The following is a 15096-nucleotide window of genomic DNA, read 5'->3' as shown; positions in this document are numbered from 1 at the left end:
TTGAATCTGGAAGAACTCAGCGCTTCTTGTGCGCGTCCTTCCAGATGAAATATCCGAAGCCTCCGAGGAAGGCGACCATCAGGCCGACCGTGACCACCCCTGCGAGCACCACATCATCGACAAACATGAGACCTACCTCCGAAACCTGATTCGCTATTCGATGGGTTCAAGTTAAACCCGCTCCCCCCCTAAAAAAATTGACCCGGGTCAATGGCCACAGAGCAGCGCGCACAGCCGTGAGCAACGACTGATCCAGGTCAAGAAAACAGGGGTGTTTGAGGCGAAAAACGCAGGGGCAGCAGCAGAAGTGTGGTGAGAGCCGAGCGGCTAATAGCGAATCGATCTGTGCAATGTTGAAAGGGGCGCGATTAACGCTTCTTCGGAGAGCGTTTGCCCTTCTTCTTCGCCTTGCCCAGCGGCAGGACCTGCTCGAAGGTCTTGCGCATTTCCTCGAGGCGCTTGTCGTTGAGGTCGTGAATGCGCTTTGCGCGCTCTGCACTAAAGTCGATCAACTTCTCGTCGCTGCTCATTTGCTCGGCCTCATCTCGATCAGGCGGAAGGTCAGGTTGACGCGCGGCTGCAGCACCTTACTGGTCCGCGCGATCTGGTGTTGCCAATGATGCTGCGTCGTGCCCCTCATGACCAGCAGCGAGCCATGAGCGAGGACGAGCGAGTGTTGAATCCGCCCACTGCCCTTGCGCCGCAGATCGAAGCGCCGCTCAGCGCCCAAGCTCAGCGAAGCGACAGTGGGGCAATCGCCCAGCTCGGGCTCATCGTCACTGTGCCAGCCCATGGCGTCGCGTCCGTCGCGATACAGGTTGAGCAACACACCGTTGAAGCGCTGACCGGTCTCGTGCTGCAGACGCTCACGGATGTCGCGCAACAGCGGTGTCCAGGCCAGCGGATCATGTCGCAGGCCAGAATAGCGATACCCGGCGTCCGCGTCGCCGTACCAGGCGACCATGCGTGGTACTGCAACGTGACGGCCATAGATTCGGATTTCGGGTTGCGACCAGGGCGTGGCGCTGACGAGCTCCTCCAGCCAGGCATCGGCGGTTTCGCTGTCGACCCACTCCGGGTAGTAGTCCAGTGCGGCGTCCAGCAACTCGATCGATGCAGCGTGGCTCGGGTCGTTCGTGAACACCTCAGACCTCGACGTCAACCCAGAGTCCCTGGCGCGGCAGCTCTTCGAGCTCGGCCTGGTCCTGCTCATCAGTCTCGCCGGTCGCCAGTTCCTCCGGGGTATAACCCCGGCGCTGACGCCGCCGCTGCTCGTCGCGCAGCATCTCGGCGCTCTCCTGCGGATGACGTCGGTCGAGGGTAACCGCACTTTCATCCGAACTCGGCTGCACGGGTGCCACCGGTGCGATCTCCGGGCGTGGCTTGACCACGTCCTGCTGGGCGTTGACCGGGAATACGCCTGATGGGATGGGTGGCAGCATGCTCGTTATCCCTCTTTACCGATGAATCGGCGCGGCACCGGCCAACTTTAACAGGACCGCTACACTTCATGCGTCGAACAGTCGCCATCGGTCGTCGCTCTGATGACGACGTTCCGTTAAGATAGCCGGCTTTTTCACAGCGGGAGGCAGCATGGCGCAGCAGTATCTACCGGGGCAACGCTGGATCAGCGACAGCGAGGCAGAACTCGGCCTCGGAACCATCCTGACCCAGGATGGACGGATGCTCACCGTGCTCTATCCGGCGACCGGCGAAACGCGCCAGTACGCGACACGCAGCGCCCCACTGACGCGGGTGCGCTTCGTGCCCGGTGACGAGATCACCCATTTCGAAGGCTGGAAGATGACCGTGCGCGAGGTCGACGACGTCGACGGCCTGCTGGTCTACCACGGCCTGACCGCGCAGAACGAAGCCCGCACCCTGCCGGAAACCCAGCTGTCGAACTTCATTCAGTTCCGCCTGGCCAGCGACCGCCTCTTCGCCGGGCAGATCGACCCGCTCGCCTGGTTCAGCCTGCGCTACCACACCCTGCAGCACCAGAGCGCCCAGCTGCAGTCCTCGCTATGGGGCCTCGGTGGCGTGCGTGCGCAGCCCATCGCGCACCAGCTGCACATCGCCAAGGAAGTCGCTGACCGCATCGCCCCCCGCGTACTGCTGGCCGACGAAGTGGGCCTGGGCAAGACCATCGAAGCCGGCCTGATCATTCATCGCCAACTGCTCTCAGGCCGCGCCAGCCGGGTGCTGATCCTGGTTCCGGAAAACCTCCAGCACCAGTGGCTGGTGGAGATGCGCCGCCGCTTCAACCTGGAAGTCGCACTGTTCGATGCCGAGCGCTTCATCGAGAGCGATGCCAGCAACCCGTTCGAAGACACCCAGCTGGCACTGGTATCGCTGGAATGGCTGAAGGAAGACGAGCGTGCCCAGGACGCTGCCTTCGCCGCAGGCTGGGACGTGCTGGTAGTGGACGAAGCGCACCATCTGGTCTGGCACCCGGAAGGTGCCAGCGCCGAATACAAACTGGTCGAACAGCTGGCCGAAGTGATCCCCGGCGTGCTGCTGCTGACTGCAACTCCGGAACAGCTCGGTCTGGACAGCCACTTCGCCCGTCTGCGTCTGCTCGATCCGAATCGTTTCCATGACCTCGATGCCTTCCGCGCCGAAAGCTCCAGCTACCAGCCGGTGGCCGAAGCCGTGCAGGAGCTGCTCGACGAGGGCCGTCTCTCGCAGCAGGCACACCAGACTATCCACGATTTCCTCGGCGCCGAGGGCGAAGCCCTGCTGGCCGCCGCCACCGATGGCGACATCGAGGCCAGCAGCCGGCTGATCCGCGAGCTGCTCGACCGTCACGGCACCGGCCGTCTGCTGTTCCGCAACACCCGTGCCGCCGTGCAGGGTTTCCCGGAGCGCCAGCTGCATCCCTATCCGCTGCCCTGCCCGGCCGAATACCTCGAACTGCCGCTGGGCGAGCATGCCGAGCTGTATCCGGAGGTCGCCTTCCAGAGCCAGCAGGACGACGGCGAGGCGAGCAACCGCTGGTGGCAGTTCGATCCGCGCGTGGAATGGCTGATCGACACGCTGAAGATGCTGAAGAAGTACAAGGTGCTGGTCATCTGCGCCCATGCTGAGACCGCCCTGGATCTGGAAGACGCGCTGCGCGTGCGCTCCGGCATTCCGGCGACTGTGTTCCACGAGGGCATGAGCATCCTCGAGCGCGACCGCGCCGCGGCCTACTTCGCCGACGAGGAGTTCGGCGCGCAGGTGCTGATCTGCTCGGAAATCGGCAGTGAAGGCCGCAACTTCCAGTTCAGCCACCATCTGGTGCTGTTCGATCTGCCAGCGCATCCGGACCTTCTCGAGCAGCGCATCGGCCGTCTCGACCGCATCGGCCAGCAGCACACCATCCAGCTGCACGTGCCGTATCTGGAAACCAGTCCGCAGGAACGCCTGTTCAAGTGGTATCACCAGGCACTGAACGCCTTCCTCAACACCTGCCCGACCGGCAACGCCCTGCAGCACCGCTTCGGTCAGCGTCTGCTGGGGCAGCTGGAAGAAGGTGACGACGACACCTATCAGCTGCTGATCGACGAGGCCCGCGCCGAGCGCGAGCGTCTGGAAGCCGAACTGCACAGCGGTCGCGACCGTCTGCTGGAACTCAATTCCGGCGGCGGCGAACAAGGCAAGGCGCTGGTCGAAGCCATCGAGGAGCAGGACGACCAGTTCGCCCTGCCGATCTATATGGAGCAGCTGTTCGACGCGTTCGGTATCGACAGCGAAGACCACTCGGAAAACGCCCTGGTACTGCGCCCCAGCGAGAAAATGCTGGATGCCAGCTTCCCGCTGGGCGATGACGAAGCTGTGACCATCACCTACGACCGTGAACAGGCCCTGGCCCGCGAAGACATGCAGTTCCTCACCTGGGAACACCCCATGGTGCAGGGCGGCATGGACCTGGTGCTGTCCGGCTCCATGGGCAACACCGCGGTCGCGCTGATCAAGAACAAGGCGCTCAAGCCGGGCACCGTACTGCTCGAGTTGCTGTTCGTCAGTGAAGTGGTGGCGCCGCGTGCACTGCAGCTGAGCCGCTTTTTGCCGCCGCTGGCGCTGCGCTGCCTGCTCGACGGCAACGGCAACGACCTGGCCTCGAAGGTGGCCTTCGATACGCTCAACGATCAGCTGGAAAGCGTGCCGCGGGCCAGCGCCAACAAGTTCGTTCAGGCCCAGCGCGACGTGCTGGCCACCCAGATCGCCGCCGCCGAAGCCAAGATCGCGCCGCGCCACAGCGAGCGCGTTGCCGAGGCACAACGCAAGCTCAAGGCCGGCCTGGAGGAGGAGTTGGCGCGACTGGTAGCCCTGCAGGCAGTCAACCCGAGCGTGCGCGACAGCGAGATCGAAGCCCTGCGTCAGCAGCGCGAAGACGGCCTGGCAGCACTGGAAAAGGCGGCCTTGCGATTGGAGGCAATACGGGTGCTGGTCGCCGGCTGAGCCGGCAGCGCTTTGCCCGTGTGTCCTGAAGGCGGTGTCCAAACCATCCGTTCAGGTCAACGCGCCAGCGGTTGGACCACCTCGCTCCCGACCTGAACGAGGCGGTCCGCGCTTCCCCGAGAGCGGCCTCGTCGAGGCGTGCTCCTATTATTCCGATTCCTTACGTGCGATACGCCAGTACGCCCCGACCCGCTCCGCCAGCGCCCTTGGCGGTTCGGCATACAAGCGGCGGCCCAGGCGCAGCGCGCGCTGTTGCAATTGCGCCCGTCGCTGTTCGATACAGCGCTGCACCGCTTCACGGGTATCCGGTGTACCGAACAGCTCGGGCTCGCCCTGCATCAGCTCAGTCATCACCGCTAGGTCGTGTTCGTCACCCAGCGCGTCGGCGACCTGCTTGAGCTGCTCCGCGCGACTTTCCAGCGCATCAGGCCAGCACGGAGACAGCAGCTGGCAGTGATACCAGTGGTCCTTCACCCGCTTGCGCCATTCGTGAAGCAACTCATCCGAGTCCGCCTTTTGCGCACGTGCGAGATCCCGCACACCGTCGGCATAGGTTCGCCGAAAGCCCGCGGAGAGTAAGCCGAAGCCTTTGCCCGGCAATTTCCAGTGCTGCACGTCTCGAGTCAGTGCGCGCAGGTCACCCAGCACCTGCGTCACTTCCACATCGAAGCCGGTATGCACCTCACCATCCGGCGCGGCGCGCTGCTGCAAGCGCAGACGGATCTGGCGGAACGCATCGCTGACGAACAGTGGCTGATCGGTGCGCGCCAGGGCGTCCCAGCTTTCCAGCATGGCGGCGGCATCGCGTGACTCGGCCAGGCGTCGTCCGGCATCGCGCAGCCGACGATTGTCGACACTGAAACGCGCACCGAGCGGTTCACGCACCAGCCGCAGCAACGCGCGCAATTCCTTGAAGCGCTTGCGCGCCTGGTGCACGCCCTCGGCCCGCTCGGACGGCTCGACACAGAGCGCCTGGATCGCCTTGTTGATGCGCCCCAGCGCGGCCTTGCGCACCTCTTTGGCAGCATTGCGCGCTGGGCGTATTCGATAGGCCATTTGCGTTATCCCTCAATGACACGCTCCGCTGGAGCATCCGTATTGAGACCCGCACGCCACGCCGGGTGTTATCCCAGCAATGTGAAGATTTGTGTCAGCAACGCCGGGATTCCATTTCAACCGTAGCGCTTGCGCGCCTCGATGGCCAATCCGCTGCCGATGCTCCCGAAGCGATTGCCTTCAACGTGCCGTGCACGGGGCAGCAGCCCGGCAACGCTGTCGCGCAGTGCCGGAATGGCGCTCGAGCCACCGGTGAAGAACACCGTATCGACCTCATCATGGCGCACGCCGGCATCCGCCAGCAGCTGATTGATGCTGCCACCGATGCGGTCAAGCAGTGCGGCGATGGCGCCTTCGAAGCCCTGGCGGGTCAGCTCGACCTGCAGTTGCGGCTCGATACGCTGGAAGTCGATGGCGAACTGCTCCGCCTCGGTCAGCTCGATCTTGCCCTGCTCCACCTGCATCGCCAGCCAGTGTCCGGCGCGCTGCTCGATCAGGCGGAACAGCCGGTCGATACCGGTGGGGTCGACGATGTCGTAGCGCATGCTCTGCAACGCCCGTAGCGAGGCCGGCGCGTAGACCGCATTGATGGTGTGCCAGGTGGCCAGGTTGAGGTGGGTGCTGGTCGGCATCGGTGCATCGCTCTTCATCCGGCTGCCATAGCCGAACAACGGCATCACCCCGCTTAGGCTGAGCTGCTTGTCGAAGTCGGTACCGCCGATGTGCACACCGCCGGTGGCGAGAATATCAGCCTGTCGATCATCGACGTCCCGACGCTCGGGCGACAGCCGCACCAGCGAGAAGTCGGAGGTACCACCGCCGATATCGACGATCAGCACGCGCTCTTCGCGTTCGATACGCGACTCGTAATCGAAGGCCGCAGCGATCGGCTCGTACTGGAAGGACACGTCCTTGAAGCCGATCTTGCGGGCGGCAGCGGCCAATGTGTCCGATGCCTCGCGGTCGGCCTGCGGGTCGTCATCGACGAAAAACACCGGCCGCCCCAACACGACTTCCTCGAATGGCCGGCCGGCAGCCGTTTCGGCGCGCTGCTTGAGGGTGCCGAGGAACAGGCCGAGGATTTCCTTGAACGGCATGGCGCTGCCGAGCACGGTGGTTTCGCTTTTCAGCAGCTTGGAGCCGAGCAGGCTCTTGAGCGAACGCATCAGGCGGCCTTCATAGCCCTCCAGATATTCGCTCAGCGCCTGGCGACCGTAGACCGGCCGGCGCTCTTCGAGATTGAAGAACACCACCGACGGCAAGGTCGGCTGCTCGCCTTCCAGCGCGATCAGCGGATCGACGCCGGAGCGCCACCAACCAACCGTGGAATTCGAGGTGCCGAAGTCGATGCCGCAGGCGCGGGCGGATGAGGCGTTGAGCATGGCGTGTTCCACGGGTACTGAAAAAACGGCCGCGCAGTGTAAAGGAGGCGGCCCGCCGATGCAGGCCTATCGTCGGTTAGCCCCTCGATGGCTTTCTCCAGACAAAAAAAATGCCCGGCCATCGCTGGTCCAGGCACAAACCCCATAACGCAAACGTATCAGGCAGGCACCGCCTCCGCGCCGGGCGCATCGGCCGTCATCCCGGCAGTCATGCGCTTGGCATCGGCGCAGAAGGTCCGCGATGCCTGAAACAGGAACAGCATGGTCAGCAGCAGCGACGCCGGTATCAGATACATCGCCCCGTGCAGACCCTCGGCACGGAAGGCCTCGGCCATCTCGCTGGCGCCCGCTGCCAGCATCGCCCCTTCGGCGAAGTGGTCCGAGAGCAGCCCCACCACTACTGTCCCCATGCCGCCGCCCAGCAGGTACAGGCCGGCGAAGAACAGCGCCATGGCCGTGGCCCGCAGGCGTGGTTCGACCACGTCCTGAATCGCCGTGTAGACGCAGGTATAGAAGTTGTAGGAGAACAGCCAGCCAATGCTGAACACCGCGACGAACATGCCGACCTCGATGCGGCCGGCCAGCAGCGCATAGCCGGTCGCGATGGTCGCGATCAACATGCTCACAGCGGCGAAGATCAGGCGACCACGGGCGTAGCGCTGGTGGATACGGTCAGCGACCCAGCCGCCCAGGGTCAACCCGAACAGGCCGGTCAAGCCGACGATCACGCCCGTGGCGACCGACGCCTGTACCAGCGAGACACCGTGATAACGCATCAGCAACGGCACCATGAAGGCGTTGCAGGCATAGGTGGCGAAGTTGAATGCCAGGCCGGCCAGCACCAGCCACCAGAAGGTGCGAATCGACAGCACCTTGCGGATCGGCTGCTGCACCGGCTCCTGGGACACCTTGACGGTCTCGGCCGCGCCGCGCTTGGGCTCCTTGATCAGAAAGATGAACAGCGCCAGCACCAGGCCGGGCACCGCGGCGATGAAGAAGGGCGCGCGCCAGCTGCCGAACGCCTCGACCATGGAACCGATGGTGAAGAACGCCAGCAACAGGCCCAACGGCAGGCCGAGCATGAAGATGCCCATGGCCCGGGAGCGCTTGTGCGCCGGAAACAGGTCGCCGATCAGCGAGTTGGCGGCGGGCGCGTAACTGGCCTCGCCGATGCCGATGCCCATGCGCACCAGCAGGAAGCTCCAGAAGTTCCAGGCCAGGCCGTTAATCGCGGTCAGGCCGCTCCACGCGGTGAGCCCCCAGCCCATGATCTTGCGCCGCGAACCGAGGTCCGCCATGCGCCCCAGGGGCAGCCCGGCAATGGCGTAGACGATGGTGAAGGCGGTGCCGATCAGGCCGAGCTGGAAATCGTTGAGGCTCCACTCCAGGCGGATCGGCTCGGCGATGATCGCCGGTATGGTGCGATCGAAAAAGTTGAACAGGTTCGCCAGAAAGAGCAGAAACAGCACGCGCCAGGCGTTGGATGCTTGGGTGGAAGGCTGCATGACGTCGGTCTCGATTGTTCTTATATTCCGGCCGCAGACCAGCCGGGACTCGACCATGACTCTAGAGTCTGTGCCTGATCCTGTCTCCGAACATCACCTTCGCTTATGCCCCGCGATGGCTCAGCGCCCGCGCCACTCGGCCAGCCAGCCCAGGTCGGCTTCGGTGCCCTGCTCCCCCGGTTTGTATTCGGCGCTCAGCCAGCCCTGGTAGCCGCTGGCCTGCAAGGCCTGCAGCGCTGCGCCGAAGTCCAGCTCACCACTACCAGGCGCGCCGCGGCCCGGGCAGTCGGCGAACTGCACATGACCGATGCGCTCGCCCAGCCGGGTAATGCAGCTGGGCAGGTCCAGCTCCTGGCGTGCCATATGGTAGAAATCCAGTTGCGCCAGGCAGTTGGGGTGATCGACGCGCTGCAGCAGAGCCTCCAGATCCGCCGCGCTGTTGATCAGAAAGCCTGGCATGTCGAGCGGGTTGATCGCCTCGCAGAGCACACGGATGCCGAGCATGTCGAAGGCGTCGGCGGTCTTCCACAGGTTGTGCTCAAGCGTCTCCAGCGCCAGCTCGCGGTCGACGCCCTCGGCGAGGCGGCCCGGCAGCACGTTGACACTGGCCGGTCGAACCATCAGCGCATAGGTCAGCGCCTCCTGCAGAGCCGCGTCGAATGCCTCCTGCCGGTCCGGCACTGCCGCCAGACCAGGACCGCCCTGCAGCAGATCGCCGGCGGGCAGATTGATCAGCACCAGCGGCATGCCGGCACGCTCGAGCTGCTCCTTCAGGCGAATGGCTGGGACTTCATAAGGAAACTGGATCTCCACGCCATCGAAACCGGCGCTGCGGGCGGCGAGAATGCGCTCGGTGAGCGGCAGCTCGGTGAACAGCAGCGACAGGTTGGCGGCGATCTTCATTGGCCGCCCTCCCGGTACACCTGCACCAGCGTGGCGGGATCACGCTCCAGATTGCCCTGGCTGCCATGCAGGCGCATCAGCTGCGCCGCCAACCCGCTCAAGGGCGTTGCCGAACCCTGCTCGCGGGACAGTTTCACCGCAGTGTCCAGATCCTTGAGCAAGGTGCGCACATGCCATTTCACCGGTTCGAACTCGCTCGCAGCCATCTGCGGCGCAAGGATCTGCAGCGGCTTGGAGTCGGCGAAGCCTCCAGCCAGAGCCGGGGCCAGCAGACTGGAATCGACCCCGGCACGTTCGGCCAGAGCCACCACCTCGGCGATCACCAGCGCATTGCAGGCGACAATCATCTGGTTGCAGACCTTGGTCACCTGGCCGGCGCCGACCTCGCCCATATGGGTAAGACGCTGCCCCAGGTTCATCAGCACCGGGCGCACCCGTTCGACATCCTCGACGCGACCACCAGCCATGATCACCAGGCTGCCAGCCTCCGCTCCTGCGGTCCCCCCGGACACCGGCGCATCCACCCAGCGCATGCCACTGCGAAATTCCAGCTCGGCGGCCATGTCGCGGGTTGCCGTCGGCTCCAGGCTGGAGTGATCGACCAGCACTTTGCCAGCCTTGCCACCGTCGGCGATGCCGCCCTTGCCGAAAAGCACCTCGCGCACAGCGGCGGTGTCGGCCAGACACAACAGCACAATGTCGGCCTCGGCACAGAGCTCGGCGGGCGTCGCCACCGCCCTGGCCCCCAGCTCTACCAGCGGCTGGCACTTCTCGGGCGAGCGATTCCACACCGCCAGGCGATACCCCGCCGCCAGCAGGCGTCGACACATCGGCAGGCCCATCAGGCCGATACCGGCAAAAGCGAGGGTTGGCAGGTCGGACATGAGGCGGCTCCTTGACGAACTAGGGTCGTGATTCTAGCGCCGCACCGCCAGGAACGGCCAAACGATGTACCTCCCTTACCCCTCAACTGCTCAATGCTCCCTTACTGCTGCCACAATGCCACTGTGACCGATCCAGCAAATTGCCCGACCAACCGGAACGATCCGCCGTCGAGCGCCTCTGAAGGAGGCCCCGGGGCATCGCCTCGCGCAGACCCATCCGCTCAACGCACGCCTGCCCTTGGCAACGCGCGTGCATCAGAAGACATCGCAGGAAACAAGCAATGGATTTAATTCAGATCATCGTCCTGGCCATCGTGCAGGGACTAACCGAGTTCTTGCCGGTATCGAGCTCGGCTCATCTGATCCTCTTCCCGCACCTGGTGGGTTGGGACGACCAGGGACTGGCATTCGACGTGGCGGTGCACCTCGGCACCCTGGCCGCAGTGGTCTGGTACTTCCGCCTGGAAGTCTTCGGCATGACGCGCGACTGGTTCGCATCTCTAGCCCGCCGCGAGCGTGTCGGTGACAGCCGGCTGGCCTGGGCGGTGATCCTTGGAACGATTCCGGTCGGCATCGCCGGGCTGCTGTTCAAGGACTTCATCGAAGTCCAGCTGCGTTCGCCGCTGGTGATCGCCTGGGCGACCATCGGCTTCGGTCTGCTTCTGTGGTGGTCGGACGTGGTCAGCCGGCGAATCCCGCAACCGCGCGACGAGCACAGCCTGAACTGGAAGGACATCCTGCTGATCGGTTGCGCCCAGGCGCTGGCGCTGATTCCCGGCACCTCGCGCTCGGGCGTGACGATGACCGCCGGGCTGTTGCTGGGCCTGTCGCGCTCCGGCGCAGCACGCTTTTCCTTTCTGCTGTCGATCCCGGTGATCGTGCTTGCCAGCGCGCTGAGCACACTCGACCTGGTGGAAGGCGGGGTAGCGGTTGACTGGACGGCGATGGGGCTGGGTGTGGTGCTGTCGGCGGTGAGCGCCTACCTGTGCATCCACATCTTCCTGAAGTTGCTGGAGCGCGTCGGCATGCTGCCGTTCGTGATCTACCGCTTGATCCTCGGTGTGGTGCTGCTGGTACTGTTCACCGGCGCCTGAGCGCACCTGCTGATACGTTGTACGCCTTGCCGCGGCTTGCGATCCCTCGCACTGCCGCGGCGCTGGCCAGAGCAAGGTCGCCCTATCAGCCCTGAGGCAGGTCGATCAGCAGTGGGCCGAGCAGGACAGCTGCGATACGCGCCTCGGTGAACATCTTCTCGGTCAAAGGCACGCTGCGTATTTCCGCGCTGCCAACAGGTTGCGCCTGAATTCGCGCTACCTCTCTGAACGAGTGACCATCTGCCCAGACCATGGTGGACCGACGCTTCTTATCGCACTTCACATTCGCTTCCTTTGCCTGCGGGGGTGGCACATTGCACATATTCGGCCACTACAGATCACTTAGGTTTGGGGCCTGAAAAAAGTTCGTCGTGTTACACGATATTTCTGCAATGGAAATGCGCCAGAGGCGCTCCAAGCGTCCCTGTTCAGCTTTCCCTTGGCGCCACACGCCTACCACGCTCTATAATCCGCGCGCTTTTTCCGCTATTGAACCGGAGAACCCTCAATGCTGAAGCGCTCCCTGGCAGCCGTCGCCGGCCTTGCCCTGTCCCTGTCTATTGCTACTACCCACGCCGCTGAAACCCTGCGGGTTTCCGCTATCCCCGACGAAGCCCCGACCGAGCTGATTCGCAAGTTCAAGCCGCTGGGCGAATACCTGGAACAGCAGCTGGGCATGCCGGTGAAGTTCACCCCGGTATCGGACTATGCGGCCGTGGTCGAATCCCTGGCTTCCGACCGCCTCGATCTCGCCTGGCTGGGCGGTTTCACCTTCGTCCAGACGCGCCTGAAGACCGGCGATGCGATCCCTCTGGTGCAGCGCGAGCAAGACGAGCAGTTCACCAGCAAGTTCATCACCGCCGATCCTGAGGTGAAGTCGCTGGCCGACCTGAAGGGCAAGACCTTCGCCTTCGGCTCCGTGTCGTCGACCTCAGGTAGCCTGATGCCGCGCTACTTCATGCTGAAGGACGGCATCCAGCCGGAACAGTTTTTCAAGCGCATCGCCTACTCCGGCGCCCACGATGCCACCGCCGCCTGGGTCGAGGCCGGCAAGGCCGACGCCGGCGTGCTCAACGCCTCGGTGTGGGACAAGCTGGTCGCGGCCGGCAAGGTCGACACCGACAAGGTCCGGGTGATCTCCACCACTCCGCCTTATTACGACTACAACTGGACCGTGCGCGGCAACCTCGAGCCGGCGCTGGTCGAGAAGATCAAGGCTGCCTTCCTCGCCCTCGATCCGGCCAACCCGGAGCATAAGGCGATTCTCGATCTGCAGGCCGCCAGTCGCTTTATCGAGACCAAGCCGGAGAACTACGCCGGAATCGAAGAAGCCGCGCGCGCCGCCGGCCTGCTCAAGTGATGGCACGTAAGCATCAGCAATGAGCACATTGCAGACACCGCCGGCGCCAGGCCTCGCTGCACAGCCTGAGCCGGCGCTGAAGCTGGCCGGCGTGGGCCACACCCACGCTGGCGGCCAGATCGCACTGTGCGGGCTCGACCTGCAGGTTGCGCAGGGTGAACGGGTCGCCATCATTGGCCCGTCCGGGGCTGGCAAGACCACGCTGCTGCGTCTGCTAGCCACGTCGCTCAAGCCAGATCAGGGCGATCTCGAGCTGCTCGGCAAGCGCCCCTGGACGCTCTCGGCGGGAGCTCGCCAACGCCTGCGCAGCCAGATCGGCCTGATCCACCAGGCGCCGCCGCTACCACCGCGACAGCGGGTGGTGACGGCGGTACTGGCGGGGCGTCTCGGCAACTGGTCGCTACCCAAAAGCCTGCTCAGCCTGCTTTATCCCCTGGACCGCCAGGGCGCTGCCGAGGCGCTCGGGCGGCTCGACCTTGCCGACAAGCTGTACATGCGCTGCGATCAGCTATCCGGCGGCCAGCTGCAGCGGGTCGGAATCGCCCGCATGCTTTACCAGGCGCCGGAGCTGATCCTCGCCGACGAACCCGTCTCAGCCATGGACCCGGTGCTCGCCAGTCACACGCTGGGCGTGCTCAACCGCGAGGCGCAACGTCGCAACGCCACGCTGCTGGCTAGCCTGCACGCGGTGGAGCTGGCACTGGAACACTTTCCGCGAATCGTCGGCGTGCGTGACGGCCGCATCCTGTTCGACAAGCCTGCCGGCGAAATCGGCCCCGACGAGCTGGCGGCGCTGTATGCCAATGAGCAGCTTCAGCATGCCCCGTCGCCACCTGCTGCAGCGACCCCGCCACTGAACATTCCGCGATGCTGAACCCCGCAACTGTCCGACACGATCCTGCCGCCGCGCCACGCCTGATGTTGACCCTGCTGGCCGTGGCGCTGCTGTGGCCAGGGGTAAGTCTGAGCGAGCTGGACCTGGGTGTGCTGTTCGACGGCAGCAATGCCGACACCATGGGCACGTTTCTCTCAGCGTTCTGGCCACCGGAGCACAGTGGCGAATTCCTCGGCCTGCTCTGGCAGGCGACATTGGAGACCCTGGCGATCGCCACTGCCGGCATGACCCTGGCCCTGGCTGTCGCCTTCCCCTGCGCCCTGCTTGCCACCCGCGCGCTGTCGCTCTCGGCGCTCAGCCGTGGTGGGCGCCCGGCCTGGTGGGCGCAAGCGCTGCGCTGGCCGGTACGGGGACTGCTGATCGTGCTGCGCAGCATCCCGGAGATCGTCTGGGCGCTGTTGTTCGTCCGCGCCGTAGGCCTGGGGCCGACCGCCGGCGTACTGGCCATCGCCATCACCTACGCCGGCATGCTCGGCAAGGTCTACGCGGAGATCTTCGAGTCGGTCGACCCGCTACCCGCCCGCGCACTGCTCGGTGCCGGCGCCTCGCGGCTGCAGGCCTTCCTCTACGGCGTGCTGCCGCAGGCCACGGGCGAGATGCTGTCGTACAGCGTCTACCGCTGGGAATGCGCGATCCGCGCCTCGGTGGTGATGGGTTTCGTCGGCGCCGGTGGGCTCGGCCAGCAGATGGACCTGTCGATGCGCATGTTCGCCGGCGGTGAAGTCGCCAGCATGTTGCTGACGTTCCTCGCGCTGGTGCTGCTGGCCGACCTGCTGAGCCGAATGCTGCGCTGGAGATTCGCATGAGTCTGCTGTTGCGCCTGCTGATTCCGACCGGGCTCGTCGCGGCCGTGGTGGCCGCCTTTGCCTTCCTGCAGCTGGAAAGCGCCGCGCTGCTCAGCCGAGACGGCCTTGCGCAGATGGCCACCTACGCTTCGGGATTCATGGCGCCGGACCTGTCGCCCGCGCATCTGCAGGCGATCGCTCGCGGCACGCTAGAAACACTGGCGATGTCGGCCGTCGGCACATTGCTCGCAGCCCTGTTCGGCTTGTTGCTGGCACTCCCCGCGGCTGGCCGTTTCGGTCTGCTGGCGCAGGCAGCATCGCGCCTGCTGCTCAATGCGCTACGGGCGATTCCGGAATTGGTTTGGGCCGCGCTGATGGTGCTGGCAGCGGGGCTCGGGCCGAACGCCGGCACCCTGGCGCTGGCGCTGCACACGGCTGGCGTGCTGGGGCGCCTGTTCGCCGAAGCGCTGGAAAATACCCCGCCGCAGCCCGCCGACGCCCTTCGCCTGGCCGGTAGCGGACGCATCGCGGCATTCTGCTACGGCACGCTGCCCTCGCTCTGGCCGCAACTGGTGGCCTACACGCTGTACCGCTGGGAAAACAATATTCGCATGGCCAGCGTGCTCGGCTTCGTTGGCGCCGGCGGCCTGGGCCAGATGCTCTACATGAGCCTGAGCCTGTTCCAGGAAGCCCAAGCCTCGACGGTGATCCTGGCCATGCTGGCGATGGTACTGGCGGTCGACAGCCTGAGTGCCTGGGCCAGGCAGCGCTGGGTGCGAGGCTGACTTA

At 65.0% G+C, this 15096-nt stretch carries 16 protein-coding genes; 6 read left to right on the top strand and 10 right to left on the bottom strand.

Annotated features, from left to right (window positions below; genetic code table 11):
• Window positions 1-16 precede the first annotated feature (16 nt).
• The 4 genes from ccoM to IEG05_RS13210 all read right to left on the bottom strand — a co-directional run bounded on the left by ccoM (window position 17) and on the right by IEG05_RS13210 (window position 1442).
• The gene (gene ccoM, locus IEG05_RS23560) at window positions 17-127 is read right to left on the bottom strand and encodes a cytochrome c oxidase subunit CcoM (RefSeq protein WP_014821191.1); all 111 of its coding nucleotides are present in this window, start codon (window positions 125-127) and stop codon (window positions 17-19) included.
• Window positions 128-368: 241 nt separating this feature from the next.
• On the bottom strand, window positions 369-530 hold the full coding sequence (locus IEG05_RS13220) for a hypothetical protein (protein WP_014821192.1): 162 nt from the start codon (window positions 528-530) through the stop codon (window positions 369-371).
• Window positions 527-1144, bottom strand: coding sequence for an alpha-ketoglutarate-dependent dioxygenase AlkB family protein (locus tag IEG05_RS13215; protein ID WP_046620660.1), 618 nt, complete (start codon window positions 1142-1144; stop codon window positions 527-529). The genes IEG05_RS13220 and IEG05_RS13215 overlap by 4 nt, the downstream gene beginning before the upstream one ends.
• A gap of 1 nt (window position 1145) precedes the next feature.
• On the bottom strand, window positions 1146-1442 hold the full coding sequence (locus tag IEG05_RS13210; RefSeq protein WP_014821194.1) for a hypothetical protein: 297 nt from the start codon (window positions 1440-1442) through the stop codon (window positions 1146-1148).
• A 151-nt stretch (window positions 1443-1593) separates the two neighbouring features.
• On the opposite strand from IEG05_RS13210, the gene rapA reads away from it, so the two are divergent.
• Entirely contained in the window at window positions 1594-4443 is a 2850-nt protein-coding gene (gene rapA, locus IEG05_RS13205; RefSeq protein ID WP_046620658.1) for an RNA polymerase-associated protein RapA, read from the top strand.
• A gap of 147 nt (window positions 4444-4590) precedes the next feature.
• Here the strand turns inward: rapA and IEG05_RS13200 are convergent, their stop codons facing one another.
• The 5 genes from IEG05_RS13200 to IEG05_RS13180 all read right to left on the bottom strand — a co-directional run bounded on the left by IEG05_RS13200 (window position 4591) and on the right by IEG05_RS13180 (window position 10173).
• Window positions 4591-5499 (bottom strand): CHAD domain-containing protein, encoded by a 909-nt coding sequence (locus IEG05_RS13200; protein ID WP_046620655.1) that lies wholly within the window; start codon window positions 5497-5499, stop codon window positions 4591-4593.
• A gap of 116 nt (window positions 5500-5615) precedes the next feature.
• Window positions 5616-6881 (bottom strand): Hsp70 family protein, encoded by a 1266-nt coding sequence (locus IEG05_RS13195; protein ID WP_046620652.1) that lies wholly within the window; start codon window positions 6879-6881, stop codon window positions 5616-5618.
• A 158-nt stretch (window positions 6882-7039) separates the two neighbouring features.
• Window positions 7040-8386, bottom strand: a complete 1347-nt coding sequence (locus IEG05_RS13190) for a spinster family MFS transporter (RefSeq protein WP_023444478.1) — start codon at window positions 8384-8386, stop codon at window positions 7040-7042.
• A gap of 120 nt (window positions 8387-8506) precedes the next feature.
• Window positions 8507-9289, bottom strand: coding sequence for a hydroxypyruvate isomerase family protein (locus tag IEG05_RS13185; protein WP_046621994.1), 783 nt, complete (start codon window positions 9287-9289; stop codon window positions 8507-8509).
• On the bottom strand, window positions 9286-10173 hold the full coding sequence (locus IEG05_RS13180; RefSeq protein WP_046621995.1) for an NAD(P)-dependent oxidoreductase: 888 nt from the start codon (window positions 10171-10173) through the stop codon (window positions 9286-9288). The genes IEG05_RS13185 and IEG05_RS13180 overlap by 4 nt, the downstream gene beginning before the upstream one ends.
• 281 nt (window positions 10174-10454) lie before the next feature.
• On the opposite strand from IEG05_RS13180, the gene IEG05_RS13175 reads away from it, so the two are divergent.
• Entirely contained in the window at window positions 10455-11267 is an 813-nt protein-coding gene (locus IEG05_RS13175) for an undecaprenyl-diphosphate phosphatase (protein WP_046621997.1), read from the top strand.
• An 85-nt stretch (window positions 11268-11352) separates the two neighbouring features.
• Here the strand turns inward: IEG05_RS13175 and IEG05_RS13170 are convergent, their stop codons facing one another.
• Entirely contained in the window at window positions 11353-11550 is a 198-nt protein-coding gene (locus tag IEG05_RS13170) for a hypothetical protein (protein ID WP_023444482.1), read from the bottom strand.
• Between the two features lie 225 nt (window positions 11551-11775).
• Between IEG05_RS13170 and IEG05_RS13165 the strand changes: the two genes are divergently transcribed.
• The 4 genes from IEG05_RS13165 to phnE are packed head-to-tail and all read left to right on the top strand — an operon-like array spanning window position 11776 to window position 15092.
• Complete coding sequence (locus IEG05_RS13165; RefSeq protein ID WP_044315067.1) at window positions 11776-12627, top strand: putative selenate ABC transporter substrate-binding protein; 852 nt, start codon at window positions 11776-11778, stop codon at window positions 12625-12627.
• Window positions 12628-12646: 19 nt separating this feature from the next.
• The gene (locus IEG05_RS13160) at window positions 12647-13501 is read left to right on the top strand and encodes a phosphonate ABC transporter ATP-binding protein (protein ID WP_191122197.1); all 855 of its coding nucleotides are present in this window, start codon (window positions 12647-12649) and stop codon (window positions 13499-13501) included.
• A complete protein-coding gene (locus IEG05_RS13155) occupies window positions 13495-14328 on the top strand; it encodes a PhnE/PtxC family ABC transporter permease (protein WP_191122196.1) in 834 nt (277 codons plus the stop codon). The genes IEG05_RS13160 and IEG05_RS13155 overlap by 7 nt, the downstream gene beginning before the upstream one ends.
• A complete protein-coding gene (gene phnE / locus IEG05_RS13150) occupies window positions 14325-15092 on the top strand; it encodes a phosphonate ABC transporter, permease protein PhnE (RefSeq protein WP_191122195.1) in 768 nt (255 codons plus the stop codon). The genes IEG05_RS13155 and phnE overlap by 4 nt, the downstream gene beginning before the upstream one ends.
• Window positions 15093-15096 lie beyond the last annotated feature (4 nt).

It is taken from the genome of Stutzerimonas kunmingensis (assembly GCF_014764705.1).
Taxonomy (GTDB): Bacteria; Pseudomonadota; Gammaproteobacteria; order Pseudomonadales; family Pseudomonadaceae; genus Stutzerimonas.
This window is presented reverse-complemented; position numbering and strand designations above follow the sequence as displayed.

Excerpts from the sequence above, each read along its gene's own strand:
- IEG05_RS13160 (WP_191122197.1), top strand. The coding sequence starts at position 12,647 with ATGAGCACATTGCAGACACCGCCGGCGCCAGGCCTCGCTGCACAGCCT.
- IEG05_RS13175 (WP_046621997.1), top strand. The coding sequence starts at position 10,455 with ATGGATTTAATTCAGATCATCGTCCTGGCCATCGTGCAGGGACTAACC.
- ccoM (WP_014821191.1), bottom strand. The coding sequence starts at position 127 with ATGTTTGTCGATGATGTGGTGCTCGCAGGGGTGGTCACGGTCGGCCTG.
- IEG05_RS13200 (WP_046620655.1), bottom strand. The coding sequence starts at position 5,499 with ATGGCCTATCGAATACGCCCAGCGCGCAATGCTGCCAAAGAGGTGCGC.
- IEG05_RS13220 (WP_014821192.1), bottom strand. The coding sequence starts at position 530 with ATGAGCAGCGACGAGAAGTTGATCGACTTTAGTGCAGAGCGCGCAAAG.
- IEG05_RS13155 (WP_191122196.1), top strand. The coding sequence starts at position 13,495 with ATGCTGAACCCCGCAACTGTCCGACACGATCCTGCCGCCGCGCCACGC.
- IEG05_RS13185 (WP_046621994.1), bottom strand. The coding sequence starts at position 9,289 with ATGAAGATCGCCGCCAACCTGTCGCTGCTGTTCACCGAGCTGCCGCTC.
- IEG05_RS13180 (WP_046621995.1), bottom strand. The coding sequence starts at position 10,173 with ATGTCCGACCTGCCAACCCTCGCTTTTGCCGGTATCGGCCTGATGGGC.
- IEG05_RS13190 (WP_023444478.1), bottom strand. The coding sequence starts at position 8,386 with ATGCAGCCTTCCACCCAAGCATCCAACGCCTGGCGCGTGCTGTTTCTG.
- rapA (WP_046620658.1), top strand. The coding sequence starts at position 1,594 with ATGGCGCAGCAGTATCTACCGGGGCAACGCTGGATCAGCGACAGCGAG.
- IEG05_RS13195 (WP_046620652.1), bottom strand. The coding sequence starts at position 6,881 with ATGCTCAACGCCTCATCCGCCCGCGCCTGCGGCATCGACTTCGGCACC.
- IEG05_RS13165 (WP_044315067.1), top strand. The coding sequence starts at position 11,776 with ATGCTGAAGCGCTCCCTGGCAGCCGTCGCCGGCCTTGCCCTGTCCCTG.
- IEG05_RS13210 (WP_014821194.1), bottom strand. The coding sequence starts at position 1,442 with ATGCTGCCACCCATCCCATCAGGCGTATTCCCGGTCAACGCCCAGCAG.
- phnE (WP_191122195.1), top strand. The coding sequence starts at position 14,325 with ATGAGTCTGCTGTTGCGCCTGCTGATTCCGACCGGGCTCGTCGCGGCC.